This is a genomic window from Planctomycetota bacterium (genome assembly GCA_021414025.1).
Lineage (GTDB): Bacteria > Planctomycetota > Phycisphaerae > Phycisphaerales > SM1A02 > SYAC01.
This window is the reverse complement of sequence record JAIOPG010000002.1, coordinates 626,657-641,166: the sequence shown is the minus strand read 5'-3', so window position 1 is coordinate 641,166 and position 14,510 is coordinate 626,657. Positions and strand designations below refer to the sequence as shown.

General features: G+C 61.9%; 14 protein-coding genes. 12 read left to right on the top strand and 2 right to left on the bottom strand.

Annotated features, from left to right (window positions below):
• Positions 1 to 172: 172 nt before the first annotated feature.
• Complete coding sequence (locus tag K8R92_03460; GenBank protein MCE9618949.1) at positions 173 to 811, bottom strand: hypothetical protein; 639 nt, start codon at positions 809 to 811, stop codon at positions 173 to 175.
• 173 nt (positions 812 to 984) lie between these two features.
• Entirely contained in the window at positions 985 to 2,817 is a 1,833-nt protein-coding gene (locus K8R92_03455; GenBank protein MCE9618948.1) for a glycosyltransferase family 39 protein, read from the bottom strand.
• Positions 2,818 to 2,900: 83 nt separating this feature from the next.
• On the opposite strand from K8R92_03455, the gene K8R92_03450 reads away from it, so the two are divergent.
• The 12 genes from K8R92_03450 (at position 2,901) to K8R92_03395 (ending at position 14,485) form a co-directional block, all read left to right on the top strand.
• A complete protein-coding gene (locus K8R92_03450; GenBank protein MCE9618947.1) occupies positions 2,901 to 3,977 on the top strand; it encodes a hypothetical protein in 1,077 nt (358 codons plus the stop codon).
• Entirely contained in the window at positions 3,974 to 4,669 is a 696-nt protein-coding gene (locus K8R92_03445; protein MCE9618946.1) for a class I SAM-dependent methyltransferase, read from the top strand. The genes K8R92_03450 and K8R92_03445 overlap by 4 nt, the downstream gene beginning before the upstream one ends.
• Entirely contained in the window at positions 4,666 to 5,565 is a 900-nt protein-coding gene (locus tag K8R92_03440) for a hypothetical protein (GenBank protein ID MCE9618945.1), read from the top strand. Before K8R92_03445 ends, K8R92_03440 begins: the two co-directional genes overlap by 4 nt.
• Positions 5,562 to 6,227 (top strand): O-methyltransferase, encoded by a 666-nt coding sequence (locus K8R92_03435; GenBank protein ID MCE9618944.1) that lies wholly within the window; start codon positions 5,562 to 5,564, stop codon positions 6,225 to 6,227. The genes K8R92_03440 and K8R92_03435 overlap by 4 nt, the downstream gene beginning before the upstream one ends.
• Before the next feature lie 12 nt (positions 6,228 to 6,239).
• Positions 6,240 to 6,857: a YdeI/OmpD-associated family protein gene (locus tag K8R92_03430; GenBank protein ID MCE9618943.1), complete on the top strand. Its 618-nt coding sequence runs from the start codon at positions 6,240 to 6,242 to the stop codon at positions 6,855 to 6,857.
• A gap of 60 nt (positions 6,858 to 6,917) precedes the next feature.
• Positions 6,918 to 7,733 (top strand): hypothetical protein, encoded by an 816-nt coding sequence (locus tag K8R92_03425; protein MCE9618942.1) that lies wholly within the window; start codon positions 6,918 to 6,920, stop codon positions 7,731 to 7,733.
• A 46-nt stretch (positions 7,734 to 7,779) separates the two neighbouring features.
• Complete coding sequence (locus K8R92_03420) at positions 7,780 to 10,329, top strand: hypothetical protein (protein ID MCE9618941.1); 2,550 nt, start codon at positions 7,780 to 7,782, stop codon at positions 10,327 to 10,329.
• Between the two features lie 73 nt (positions 10,330 to 10,402).
• A complete protein-coding gene (locus K8R92_03415; protein MCE9618940.1) occupies positions 10,403 to 10,945 on the top strand; it encodes a hypothetical protein in 543 nt (180 codons plus the stop codon).
• Between the two features lie 3 nt (positions 10,946 to 10,948).
• The gene (locus K8R92_03410) at positions 10,949 to 12,241 is read left to right on the top strand and encodes a DUF3095 domain-containing protein (protein ID MCE9618939.1); all 1,293 of its coding nucleotides are present in this window, start codon (positions 10,949 to 10,951) and stop codon (positions 12,239 to 12,241) included.
• 33 nt (positions 12,242 to 12,274) lie between these two features.
• Positions 12,275 to 13,045 carry a class I SAM-dependent methyltransferase gene (locus K8R92_03405; GenBank protein MCE9618938.1) on the top strand — a complete coding sequence of 257 codons (771 nt, stop codon included), beginning with the start codon at positions 12,275 to 12,277 and terminating at the stop codon, positions 13,043 to 13,045.
• Between the two features lie 173 nt (positions 13,046 to 13,218).
• A complete protein-coding gene (locus tag K8R92_03400; protein ID MCE9618937.1) occupies positions 13,219 to 13,893 on the top strand; it encodes a hypothetical protein in 675 nt (224 codons plus the stop codon).
• Positions 13,894 to 13,981: 88 nt separating this feature from the next.
• Positions 13,982 to 14,485, top strand: coding sequence for a DinB family protein (locus K8R92_03395; GenBank protein MCE9618936.1), 504 nt, complete (start codon positions 13,982 to 13,984; stop codon positions 14,483 to 14,485).
• The last annotated feature ends 25 nt before the right edge of the window (positions 14,486 to 14,510 follow it).

The window sequence follows — 14,510 nt, the reverse complement described above, 5'->3', positions numbered from 1 at the left end:
GTCCCCGGGGCAAATCCCCAAGTTCAGTTGGGTTTATTCCGTCTGGCGGGGATGGGGGACGCGGTGATGCCCCTGGGCGAGCACACATCGGATGGAATGCCGCTTCTGCAATGAAAAAGGGCGAAGGCTTGAAGCCTTCGCCCTTGGGGCGAATCAATTGAATGAAGTGCCGTCAGCCGTGCCGGCGGCTGCGGGTGGCCACCAGACCGCTGAGTCCCAGAAGGGCGAACGCGCCCGGGGCGGGAACCACATCGAGGTAGATGTCATCGATGCCGTAGTCATTGCCGTCGCTGATGCCGGAGACATCCCAGATCTGGATCGTGACCGAGGTCGAGGAACCGCTGTTGAAAGCAAAGGAGCTCTGCTCCCAGATGGCCACGGTGGTCGGGGCCGCGATATTGGGACCGGTCATGACCGAGTCGCCGATGACCACGAACTTCAGCGTCGAGGTCGCTCCGCCATACACGCTGGAGAACCAAGCGGAAAGGCTGTAGTCGGTGTTGGCCGTCACGGCGACGGTCGCACCCCAAGACATGCCGCCTCCGTTGGCGCCGCTGCCGTTGACGATCATGTAGTCGCCGCGCTCATCGCCGTAGGTGTGGTCGTAGTAGTCGACCCACAGAGGATGAATCGTGTCGTAGGTGACGACGTTGTAGGTGGCTTCCGGCCACATCGTGCCTTCAAGGATGTAGGCGCTGACTCCCGGAGCGATCGAGCCGCCGGAGAAATCAGTGATCAAGCCGCCCATCGCCGAACCGGCGAGTGCGAGCGATGAAGAAACAACCGCCAAACGGAATGCATTCAGAATCATGGGGAACTTCTTTTCGTGAAAGGGGAACGAAACTCAGGGGCATGCAGTGAAAGGGAGCATGCCGCTTGAGGCGTAACTTGCCCTCAAATCTGGACTTGGCAAGTGTTTTTTTGGATAAAAAGCCAATATGTTTGAGAATTTGGCTGTTTTCGAGGCTTTGTGAATTTACAGAGCTATTTTGGGGGCGAATTCCCGGGTTCATACCGGATGGGCTCCAGAATCAGCTCATCGAAGGACTCGAAGGACCCCGGGCCCCATTGCGGGGCGTTGAAGAATCGCCCATTGGGTTGGGCAACTCGCGGAGTGAAGCGCGGGGGAAACCATGCCTGATAGGCGGCGACCGTGAAAAGCACGGCACAAGCTATGCCGGCTGCCCAACGCCGAAGCGTATGGTGCTTGCATGCTCCAACGCAGCATGCGGCATCAAGGCCAAGCGCGGACAAGGCGAAGAGCGCCGGAGCGATGGAGACAGCCTGGCGGACATAGCCGTAGAAGGCGATGGTGATGCCGATCTTGTACGCAACGATCAGGAGCCAGATGACGCCGCCGCGCCTTCGGCATGCCACGACGGCCCCGACAAGCAACGACACGATCACCGCGACACTCCACACCGGCGCGCCGCCGCGCTGCGGCGCTGCCAGGTCGATCGCGTGCCGCACATGAGTGCCGGGGTAGGGCCAGTCGTTGGCAAACAGGCCAAGCGTGGCTCCTTCCTGGAAGCGCGCCAGTTTCTCGCGCACCTGACCCAGCCAGTGTCCAAAGTCGCCGCGGATGTAATCCCAGCCGACCGCGTATCCATGATTCACCAAGCGTGAATGACTTGGGCGGCCAAGGGAAAAGGTGGCGTCAGCGTCGTGGCTGTCCTTCAATCCAACGCGAGAGAAGCCGCCATCCGCGTCGGGATGGTTGGCCAGCGCAAAATCCAGCGGTCCCTTCAGCGAGATCAGCGTCCATTCGTTTAGTGGCTCGGGTGTGTAGCCCCACTCGCGGTCGAAGAAGGCCCGCACGTCCGCTTCGTCGACCACCTGCATGCCGTTGCGCTGCGCGATGGAACTCAGGTAGGCAAAGTTGCCCATCCGCGCGAAGGCGGGCAGGCTCTCGAGATAGGCGATGGCCGCCGGAGTCCAGGGTGGCTTCGCAACCACATAAGGATCGGGCGATCCATAGTGGTGTGAAGTTCTGCGGTGGTTCATTGCGTGGGTCGCGGTGTGCGATCGAATGACCCACGGAGCGCAGACTGCGAGAATCGTGACAAGCACCAGCACCGTTCCACCGGCGACGCGCTGTGGTGTGGCGCCGCCATGTCGAATGTTGCTGACGGAGTTCTCTGAGGCGGGCTTGGAGGTCCATGCGGTTCGTCCTTCCCGCCATGCCCGCACAACTGCGTAAAGCAGGAACATCGCCAGAAGCAACTCATGTTCGGCGCGCAGCAGCAGGGCCATCCCATGCAATGCGCCCAGAGTCAGCGCAAGGAGCCAAGTCGGGCGGCCGATCCACGCAAGGGTGACGCCAGTCAGCGCCACGACCAGCAGGGCGTAAGGCGCTTCGTTGTTGAGCGACACCGAGAGCGCGAACGATCCGAAGGAGACCGAGCAGAGTGCTGCCGCGATCAACCCCGTCCGTCGGGAGAACCACCGCGCCAGGATCAGGTACAAGGCCGCCGGAGTCGCCGCGGAGAATATGCACCACACTATTTTTACGGACGTGAACGGGGCGGCCAGGGTGGTGTACGGCGCGTCGCTCGAGTACATCCAGTGCAGGAGCCAGGCCACGCCGGGCGTGCGGAAGGGCAGATTGTCTTCGAACGGGGTGCCCCCGCCAAGCAAGTGGGACCATCGCACCCAGATGGGCGCGTCGCCTTCATAGAGGATGGAGTGGGGCCAGGCGAGGTCCGGCGAGTGGAAAAGATAGATGAGTCTCAGCGCGAGCGTCAGCAGAAAGATCGCGGCAGCAACAAGGAGATCCCGGCGCGAGAGTCCCGTTGGTTGACGCTCGCAAGGATCCATCCGGGAATCCTACCCACGCGTGTAGCGACGAATGAACATCGATCGAATGGATCATCCGCGCAATCCATACAATCCATTCCATCATGAAGGCTTCGATTCTTTTTATCGCGACCATCGCCGCCCTGGCGAACTTCGCGATGGCTCAGCAACCTGCGGGCGCCCTGCAAGCCGCCGGCGCCGCCGCGAACGAGGCCTATCAAGCCAAGGATTGGACCCGCGCGGAGGCGGACTTCCGCGAAGCGGCGCGCCTTGAGGCTGAGCACTTGAAGCAAAGTCCGCGTGACTTCGACTCCGCCGATCGACGAAACAATTTCGAATACAACGCCGCCTGTTGCGCCGCACTCGCCGGCCACATTGACGCTGCGTTCGGACTGCTCTCCGGTCTGCTGGATCGCAAGTGGTACGACAACAATGGCTCGCTCGAGAATGATCCCGACTTGGTAGCCCTGCGCAAGGATGACGCCCGATTCAAGAAGCTGCAAAAGCGCTCCCAGGAGATCATCGACGCGGCGACCAAGGGTCATGCGGAGGGGAAGATCATCCTGCCGAAATCCAAGTCCAAATCGACCTCATGTCCTGGAATCGTGGCCCTTCATGGCGGCGGTGGAAACATCGAGCAATGGGAGCGTTTGTGGCAGCCCGTCGCTGACCGAACCGGCGCTGTCGTGATCCTGGTCCGGGGCAGCGTGATCCAGGATCCGGGCGTCTTCAGTTACAACCAAGGTGTGACCCTGCGCGACGCGGCGCACATCGAGGAGTGGATTGCGAAGGCAAAACTGCAATGCCCGGGCCTGGATGAGAATGATCTGTTCCTGGCCGGCTTCTCGCAGGGGGGCGGCATGGCGTGGGTGCTTGGAGTCGAGGGAACCCGCTCGTGGCGCGGCATCATCCCGATGGGCGGGTATGTGCAGGTGGCACTGCGCCAGCGCGTCATGGCGGCGCCGAAGCATCCCCTTGCCGCGTATGCCATCGTCGGCGAGAAGGATGAGGACGCCATTCGCGAGGTGAACCAGAAGCTTGCGGCCCGAAACAACGAACCCGGCCTGCGCGTCCATCTCGAAACGCTTCAGGGCGCCGGCCACGGCCTGCCGCCCGACATGGCCGAGACCATGGAACGAGCCATGAAATGGTTTCGCATTTCAGTTGAGGGAGCGAAATGACTTCAGATTCCAGCATTGTTCCAACGCGAGAGGGCTACGACCGCTGGGCGGAAATCTACGACGACGAGTCCAACCCGCTGGTGATGATCGAAGGCCCCGAAGTGAGCCGCATGCTTGGCGAGGTGCGCGGGCTGAAGATTCTCGACGTGGGTTGCGGAACGGGCCGCCACGCGATCGCGCTGGCCAGGGCCGGGGCCATGGTGACCGGAGTTGATTTCTCAAATGGCATGCTCGACAAGGCGAGGGCGAAGCCCGGCGCCGAGGCGGTTCGCTTCATCCACCAGGATGCAGCAGGGACGTTGCCTTTCGAATCGAAGTCCTTCGACCGCGTCATCTCCTGCCTGGTCGCCGATCATGTGAGCGATCTCCTGAAGTTCTACGAAGAGCTGCACCGGGTCTGCCGCGACGATGGATTCGTGCTGGTGTCGGTCATGCATCCGGCGATGATGCTCAAGGGGGTCCAGGCCCGCTTCCACGATCCAAAGACAGGTCAAGAAGTGCGCCCGCAGAGCGTCCCCAATCAAATCTCCGACTATGTCATGGCCGCCTCCCGCGCGGGGCTGCGACTGTGCGAGCTGAGCGAGCATTCCGTGGGCGAGGACCTGGCGGCGCGAGCCCCGCGCGCCGAAAAATATCTCGGGTGGCCCATGCTCTTTCTGATGAAGCTGGCGCCGCAAAGGCCGGGACGATGACCGCCGCCTCCGACTATCTCCTGTCACTTGGCCGTCAAGTGCTCGAGCCTTACGCCCGACTGCCGGGCGTCGCCTGCGCCGCGCTGACCGGGTCCAGCGCCGAAGGCCTCTCCGATCTGAATTCCGATCTCGATTCGACGGTCTATTACGACACCATGCCGCCGGAGGCAGAGATCCTGGCGCTGCGCGAGCGGGTCGGCGGCGGGCCCGCTCTCTGGAAGCTGGGTTCCCACGCGGATGGGGAGTTCGTCGAATCCTTCCGCATTCGCGGTGTCGAGTGCCAGATCGGGCACACCACCGTCGAGCGCTGGGAGAAGGACATGGAACGCACGCTGGCCGGAGAGGATCCCGCCTCGCCTCTGCACAAGGCGATGTCGGGAACGCTGGTCTCAATCGCGGTCTTCGGCGATGACCGGCTGGAGCAATGGAAGAAGCGGCTGCGCGACTATCCCGAAGTGCTCCGCGTGGCGATGGTGAAGCACCACCTGAAGTTCTTCGCCCTGTGGGGAGTTCTGGACCGGCTGGAGATCCGCGACGCGAACCTGTGGATCCGCCAGTCGCTGGTGGAATCCTCCTTCAATCTGATTGGCATCGCGGCGGGGCTGAGCTGCAAGTACTTCACCTCCTTCCAGTACAAGCGCAGCGCGGCGTTCATCCGATCCATGGAGATTGCACCCGAGCGCCTCTACGAAAGACTCGAAAGGCTCTGGACCCTGCCCACGAAGCAGGCCGTTCAGGAGTTGCGAACGCTTGTGCATGAATGCGTGCAGTTGGTCGAGCGCGAGTTTCCCCAGGTGGACACCAGCGCCTGCCGGCGCTCACTTGATCGCAACGACTTGCCTTGGACGATGTCCGCCGATGTCCCTTCTGCACATTCGCAGAGGAAGACTTCATGAGCCTGGAGCAATGGAGCGCGGTGGACCGCTATTTCACCGAGGCGCTTCGCGACAGCGATGCGGTGCTTGAGGAGGTTCTCCGCGCGAACGCGCAGACCGGCCTGCCTCCGATCGATGTTTCGCCAAGCCAGGGCAAGCTGCTGCAATTGATCGCGCAGATGCTCGGGGCGAAGCGCATTCTGGAGATCGGAACACTGGGCGGGTACAGCACGATCTGTCTCGCGCGGGGCCTGCCTACGGACGGGCTTTTGGTGACCCTGGAATTCGAGCCCAAACATGCAGAGGTCGCCCGCAAGAACGTCGATCGTGCCGGTGTCGGGCATCTGGTACAGATCATCACCGGCAGCGCTCTGGAGACCCTGCCAAAACTCAAGGCCCGCTTCCCCGAGCCCTTTGACCTCTTCTTTATCGACGCGGACAAGCAGAGCGCCCTGGAGTATTTCAATTGGGCGATCAAACTCTCCCACCCCGGTTCGGTGATCATCGCCGACAATGTGGTGCGCAACGGCGAGATTCTGAATCCCAAGAGCCTGGATCTAGGTGTGCCGGGCATGCGGCGTCTGATTGAGGCGCTGTCGAAAGAGTCCCAGGTCTCGGCCACGGCCATTCAAACCGTCGGGGCCAAGGGGTACGATGGTTTCGTCCTGGCCCGAGTCCTCTAGAGGAATTCCCCCATGCCCAACACTGACAAGCGCATCGACGCCTACATTGACAAGGCTCAGCCCTTCGCCAAACCGATTCTCAAGCACCTGCGCAAACTTGTTCACAAGGCCTGCCCGGAAGTGCAGGAGACCATCAAGTGGAGTTTCGCTTCCTTCGACTACAAGGGACCCTTCTGCTCGATGGCGGCCTTCAAGGAGCACGCGGTCTTCGGCTTCTGGAAGGACAAGCTGATCAAGGACCCCAAGGGATATCTCGGTGCGCGCTCCAATCAAGGCGGCGAAGCCATGGGAAATTTGGGACGGCTGACGAGTTTGAAATCACTTCCGCCCGACAAGGCGATCCTCGACTTCATCAAGCAGGCGAAGAAGCTCAACGATGAGGGCGTGAAGCTGCCGGCCAAGCCCAAGAAGGCGCCGACGAAATTGGTGGTGCCGGCCTATTTCTCCAAAGCCGTGAAGTCCAACAAGAAGGCGCAGAAAACCTTCGAGGAATTCAGCCCCTCCGCCAAGCGTGAGTACGTGGACTGGATCGTTGAGGCCAAGAGCGAGGCGACGCGCCATCGGCGCCTGGAAACAGCGGTGGATTGGATGGCGCAGGGCAAGATCCGCAACTGGAAATACGTTCGGTGAATTGAATTTCCGGATCTCAAGTGCTTTGGTGGGATAGAGAGCTCTGTTACGCTTCGCAACATGAGTGCACTTCAAAGATCCTTCACGTCCGCGTTGTTCATCGCCTCGGCAACCTGCAGCGCGATGGCCGAGGATCTGCTTCCGGCTCCCTGGCGCGGCGCACCGCAAACGACCTATCAACAGTGGGACTTTTCCGGCGGACCCCTGGGCGGCGCTCCCGAAGTCCTGCCGTATTTCAATCCCTATGGCACTCCAATCCTCGGCACCACCGGATCGCCGGTCTGGCTCCCGTTCTCCTTCGGATCGTCGGGCGAGACACCACGCCTGGACCAATGGCAAGTCACCTACGGAAGCGCGCTGAGCGTTGACAACAAGAATGTCCCCGATGATCTCAAGTTGAATTCCAGCGCCGGCTTCATGCCCGGCTGCAAATTCGCGGATGTCGCGGTCACATACTTCGGCGACGACCCGGTGGTCACCATTCTTCCCCAGTCCGGGCACGGGGATTTCTCAGTCGTCCTGGATGGAGTGACGAAGATTGCGCTCCCCGATGGTTGGACCTTCGCACGGTATGACTTCACATTTTTCGCGCCGATCCATCCCAGCGCGGAGACCTTTCTCATCACAGCGTCTCCGGGCGGCATGGTCACGATCGATGGCATCGTCGTCGAAACCCATGTTCCCGGCAGTTCCGTGTGTGAAGGCGACTTGGATGGCAGCGGTGCCGTCGACGGCGGCGACGTCGGCCTGATGCTGCTCGATTTCGGCCCTTGCCCCGGATGCATTTCGGATCTGGATGGCTCGGGCGAGGTCGACGGCGCGGATGTCGGTCTGATGCTTCTGAATTTCGGTGATTGTCCCTCCGCCGCATCCTGAATCAACTTCCATAGGCGATTCGATTCGTTCCGGTACGATTGCCGTCATGGAACGATTTCTCATCAATCGTAATCGTCTGGCCTCGATTTTCTTTGTCGTTGTGATGGCCTTGTGCATCGCCGCGCCCGCCCGCGCGCAGGGCACCTCCGGTCAGGTGCCCGACCCGATGTCCTCAGCCGAGCTCTCGCGGCTCCTGAACCTCTACGTCCACCCGACCAAGGAGCAGGGGGCCTCCATCGAGGGCCTGCACGACAGCTACCGCGAGCGCTTCCGCATGCTGCGCGAGAATGAGATCGAGCGCTTCCTCACCAAGATGAAGGAGATGCAGGGGGGCATGCCCAAGAAGGAGCAGATCGAGGAGTTCACCAAGGGCTATGACCGGGTGAACAAGCAGATCGCCGAGGTCGACGACTCCTTCTTCGACGGGGTGGCCACGCTGCTGGGCGAGGAGCGCCGCGCCGCCGTGCAGCGGGCCCGCGACGCCCGCAGCCGCACGCGCTCCAGCGCCGGGATCATGAGCGGGATGATGATGGCCTACCCCTCGGTGGACCTCTCCTCCATTGTGCTGGAGATGGGGCTGACCGCGGAGGAGATGGCCACGATCGATCCGATGCTGGTCACCTACGAGCAGAGCCTCACCGCCAGTCTCAAGGACCTGGGCAACACCAGCATGCGCATGATCCGCGACATGTTCGACGAGCTGGAGAAGGCGGGCTTTGCCGACCTCTCGCAGGAGGAGATGCTCAAGGACCCGGAGAAGATGAAGGAAATCATGGAGACCATGCAGAACGCCATGGCCAAGGCCGGCGAGAAGCTGATGGCCAAGAGCAAGAAACTCTCCGAGTTCAACAAGAAGACCTTCCAGTCGCTGCAGGGGCAGCTCGCCGGCGACTCCAAGCGCAAGCTGCGCACGCAGTACATCGACAAGGCCTACCCCGAACTGATGAGCGACCCCTCCGGCGCCAACGCGCTCTTCAAGAAGGCGCTGCAGAACAAGAAGATCGACGACACCACCCGCGAGAACATCCGCACCGCCTACCAGCAGTGGCAGTCGGCCGACGACGCTTTCGTCGACCAGAGCATCAAGGAGATCGACGAGGCGCGGGCCGACCGCAAGTTGATGGACTTCAGCGGCAACATCGATCAGGCCAAGCGGATGGGCGAGCGCATGAAGGAGCGGCAGGAGATCGGCTCCAAGGCCCTGCAGGCGGTGGCCTCGCAGCTGAGCAATCCGCAGATGAAGAAGCTCTTCGAGCAGAAGCACGCCGCCAAGGACTCCGACGAGGCCGAGGCCGAGGAGAGCGAGGGCATGGACACCGATGGCGAGGGCGGCGATTCGGCGATCAGCGCCCGCGCCTCCGCCGCTGAGATGATGCGCTCCGGCGAGGAGACCGTCATCGTCAACCGCGGCCCGATGAGCGAGGAGGCGATCCTGGCCATCGAGATCCAGCTGGGCCTGGACGATTCGCGCAAGGCCCTGCTCAAGACCATGCACCAGGACTACATGAAGAACTGGGACGAGACGGTCCGCGCCGCCCAGGCGCACTTGGACACGCTCAGCGGCGGCCGGTGGACGCCGGGAGCGGCTCAGGGCGAGATGAACATCGACGAGAAAAAGCAGGAGGCCTACTTCAGCGGACGCAAGGATCTGCTGGCCAAGGAGACCGAGGCCGACGCGGCGTTCCTGAGCGACCTCGCCTCGGTGCTGGGCGAGAAGGCGGAGCCGGTTCTGCAGATGGCCAAGCTGGAGCGCGTGCTCGATCGCACCGCCGGCCGCAATGGGATGTTTGGCGGCTTTCCGTTCGGAGGCAGCCAGGAGTCGGCGGTCAACATCGTCACCGTCCTGCGCAGCGCCAAGCTGACGCCTGAGGATCAGGCCAAGGTAAACGAGGCGCTGGCGGTCCAGGTGGATCCGCTGGTGAAGACGCAGATGGAGTCTTTCATTGCGGGCATCGACCAGGACCGCGAGCTGGAGGAGATGAGCCGGCGCAGTGCCGCGATCTACGGCGGCCAGAATGGCGAGAAGCCGGACATGGCCGCGATGCAGAAGCTCGGCATGGAGATGATGGCGATCCAGTCCCGCATGAGCGAGCTGAAGCAGCAGCGCATCGACGCGGTTCGCTCTGCTTGGACGACAGCGGTTGCGCCGCTGGGCGAATCCCAGCGGGAGTCCCTGCAACTGGTCTTCGACGAGCGCGCCTATCCGACCATCTTTAAGGATTCGCGCTCGGCGCTGCCCTTCATTGAGATGGCAGTAGTCCTGCGCGACCTGACCGACGACCAGCGGAAGCAGCTGCAGGAGCTTCAGGAGACCAGCCGCAAGGAGCACATCGATTTCTGCCGCAAGATGCTTCCCAAGAAGGCCGCGGGCGCACCGCCGACCCGAACTGAGGACATGGGTCCCTACTGGCAGGAGCAAATGGCGATCGCCAACGCCCGCGAGAAGGTCCGATTCGAGCGCGACGAGCACAGTCAGCGCGCGATCAGCGCCCTGCGCCGCATCCTCAACGAGAACCAGCTCGCCCAGATCAACGGCATGGCCGACTACGAGAAGAGCGCGGCCAAGAAGAAGCCCAACCCCTTCGGCATGGAGTGAGCGTGCAAGGGCGTGAATCCGCCGCAAGCCGGCGCCGCCGTTATCCTTCGCAAGACCTTCCGAAGGAGATCGCATGACGCACACCCTGTGGACCAATCTGATCGCTCCCGCCTTGCTGGCGGCGCATGGCTCGAACTCCGACGACGCGGTCGCGGGAGGAATCGTTGCCGCGGCGCTGGCACTGGGCGGCTTCGTCTGCTGCGGCATCGTCGCCATGTGGTTCGTGGTGCAGGGCATCATCTGCTGGTTCGCCTACAGCGCCATGCGGAAGGTTCCCGTCGAGCATCAGCAGATGGCGCCGGGTCTCATCTGGCTGAATTTGATTCCGCTCTTCGAGCTGATCTGGAACTTCTTCGTCTTCAGCAAGGTGCCGCTCTCGCTGCAGGCGGCCCTCAAGGCACGCGGCCAGGAATCCGGCGACTGCGGACAGCAACTGGGTCTCTTCTACAGCATCGCAGCGCTGGTCAGCGCCCTGGTCAGCACGCTGCCGATCCTGAATCTGGCCTGCTGGGTCGGCACGATCGTCCTCTGCATCATGACGCTTATGGCCATCAGCGAAGCGGCCCGCAAACTGCCCGAGCCCCCGGGGCAGCAGCCCGGTGCGGACGCGCTCTAGCGCATGAGCGAGGATTTCTACAAGAACCTCAAGGGCTTCAACGGCCTGATCGACATCGCCAATCCGCAGCGCTTCGAATCGATTCCGGCGGACTGGACCCTGGTGCTGACCGATGTGAAGGGCTCGACCAAGGCGATCGCGCAGGGCAAGTACAAGGATGTCAACACCATCGGCGCCTGCTGCATCATCGCCGCCAGCAATGCCTGCGGCGACCTTTCCTTTCCCTCCATCTTCGGCGGCGACGGCGCGTCGATGGCGGTGCCGGAAACCCATCGGGAGCGCGTAGCCCGGGCTCTGATCAAGACCCGCGAGATGTCCGTGAAGGAGTTCGGGCTTGACCTTCGCATCGCCGCGGTGCCGATGCGGGTGATTCGACAGGCGGGGCTGGATGTGCAGGTGGGGAAATTCCTGGTCTCGCCGCAGAGCTCCGTCGCCATGTTCAGCGGAGGCGGGCTGGCCTACGCGGAGAAGCTGATGAAGGAGCGGGGGAGCGAGTTCGATGTCTCCGCCGGCCTGAAGGCGGAGGGTGATTTCCAGGGGCTCGAGTGCCGGTGGAGCCCGCTGCAATCCCGCAACGGCAGGATGATGGCCTGCATCGTCCAGGTGCGCGCGGGCAACTCCGATGTCCACGCGCTCTACCGCGGCATTCTGAAGGAGGTGGGGGAACTCGTCGATCACCGCCGGCCCCTGTCGGTGAAGAATCTGACCTTGGATTGGCCGCCGCCCTTCCTGATGACGGAGCTGCGAGTCCGGATCGCGAATCCCTTCAAGCGCTGGCTCGAGTACGGGCGTCTGCTCTTGCTCTCGCTGGGTCATTCGGCCTTCATGCGGGCGAAGAAACATGACGCCTCGAAGGGCATCGGCAAATATGTCAATGAAGTGGCCCTCAATACCGACCGGATCAAGTTCGACGACGCCCTTCGGTTCGTGCTCGATGTGGACGGCAAGGATGAGCAGACCATCCGCGACCTCTTTGCGCGGCACTTTCAGGCCGGCGAGATCTTCTACGGCATTCACACTTCGCCCACGGCGCTGCTGACCTGCTTTGTGCGCAGCTACACCGATGACCACTTCCACTTCGTCGACGGCGGCGACGGCGGCTATGCCATGGCCGCCAAGCAGATGAAGCTGCAGATGTCCCTGGTCGCCCAGATCCTGGAGCAGGAGAAGCTCGCCAAGGTTCTGCTTGAGCGCCTTGCCGATCGGGATTCGCCGATGAGCGACACCCACACCTGGCAGGATGATCTCGATTTGTGCAACGCCCGCCTGAAGGAGTTGCGGAGCCAATTGAAGTGATGAAAGTCGATCGTTTGTAGCATCGCCAATCTTGTGACCAGCAATCCGCTCCCTTCGCCATTCGACGACGCCGTTCTCTACGACCTGATGATGGGGGACCTGGATTTCGACCTTGAGTTCTGGCGCGGGGTGGCGAAAGAGAGCGGGGGACCGGTGCTCGACGTGGGCTGCGGGACGGGTCGCATCACGTTGGCGCTGCTGGGCGATGGACACGACGTTGATGGCGTCGATCTTTCTGAACCAATGCTCGAGCGGCTTCGGGTCAAGGCCAGGAATCTTGGCCACTCGCCCTCGCTGCTTGTTGGCGACATGCGGAACTTCACGATGCCTCGCCGCTACGCGAGGGTGATCTGCGGATTCAATTCCTTCGCCCACAACCTGACCACGGCCGACCAGCTCGCGGCGCTGCGCAACATGCGGGGGCATCTGACTCCGGGCGGCGCGGCGGTGATTCACATGTCCTATCCCGATGCCGAACTTTGGACCTGCGAGGAGGGCATTCCCATCCTCGAGCACACCGCCCCCAACCCGAGGACCAATGGCACAATTCGCATCTATGACACGCGGCGTCTGAACCGCATCGAGCAAACCCAGCATTCGGTGATGGAGATTCAGGAACTCGACGCCGCGGGGGTCGTTGTTGCTCGTCACCCATCTGAAACCCATGTGCGATGGATCTTTAAGCCGGAACTCGAGCTGTTAATGGTTGCTGCGGGTTTCTCACGTTGGGACATCGTGAGTGGCCATGATCGCCTTCCCGTGACCCAGACAAGGGATCCCATGTACGCAATTGGATGGGGCTAAGTCTCGTATTAGCAATGTTTTATGTCGCCGGCCAAAGTCACCGAAAAATATTCCAAGTTTATTGAATTGAACCAAGTGCCGGTTGTGGTAGGTTAATCCCCAGTTCCCGGTGGAGAATTCGGTTAAGGGCGTCAAGCCGCGCGTCTATTGCGGCAATTGTGGAGCCCTTTCCAATGAACATCACTCACATTCTCACCAATCGCAAGTCCCTTGCTTGCGGCCTCATTGCCTCGGCGTTCGCCGCCCAGGCCAGCGCGTCGTTGATCACCTTCACCGGTGGCACCGTCACTCGCCTTGACGCGACGACCGAAACGACCAACAACTCCGTCCTCTGGGACAACGTCGACTATTACGAGGAAGGCGGCTTCCGCCTTGATTTCACCCCGAACAGCGGTTCGGCTGGTTTCGCGACCAACGTGGGCAACTACTACGGCGCCGGCAACGACGTCATCCATGCCCACTGGGCCACGGGCTCCTTCGGTGGAGTGGAAGCCATCACAATTTCCAAGGTTGGCGGCGGCACCTTCGACCTGAATTTCTTCAGCCTGACCTCCAACACTGCCACCGGTGGCAGCGCTGCCAGCGGCACCGAGCTGGCATGGGTCGAAGGGTTCAACGGAGCCACTTCGATGGGCTTTCAATTGCTTCCCTCGGAGGATTGGGGTTTCCCCTCGACCTACGTGTTCCTTGGCAGCAATTTCGACAATGTCGATAAGGTGGTCTTCTACGTGACCAACCACGTCGACTGCTTCGGCATGGATGACTTCTACATCGACGAAGTGCCGGGTCCGGGCGGTCTCGCCATGGGCCTGATCTTCGGCGGCATGATGAGCCGTCGTCGTCGCTGATTGAAGCCAAGATTCTTGATTTGACCTCAAAGGAGCGTCTCGAAAGAGGCGCTCCTTTTCATTTGACCGTAGGATTTTGTCACCCGCCATGAATGACCATTTCAAGAATGTCCTGTCCGCCCAGTACGAGGCCACGCTGTGCATGCTCAACGACTGCATCGTGAAGTGCCCGGCGGAGCACTGGGAGGGAGTGATCGCCAAGTATCCCTTCTGGCAGGTCGTCTACCACACGCTGTGCTGCACGGACATCTACCTGACGCCCGGCGGAGAGGCTGCGTTCAAGCCCCACCCGGTGTTCCATCCCAAGGGCATGGAGGACATCCGCGGCGAGTATCCGAGCCGGCGGTTCAGCCGCGAGGAGCTGCTGGCGTACCTGGCGTTCTGCCGCGAGAAAATGGCGAGCACGATGGCGCAGGAAACGCAGGCGTCGATGGAGGCGCCGACAAAATTCCCCTGGCTCACCATGTCGCAGTCGGAGATGCACATCTACAACATCCGTCACGTGCAGCACCACGCGGGGCAGCTCGGCGCGTTCCTGCGGCGGCAGGGCGGCGAACTCCGCTGGGTGAAGCGTGGGTGGGTGCCACTTTGAATCTTTGAGTCAGATACGCTTGCGT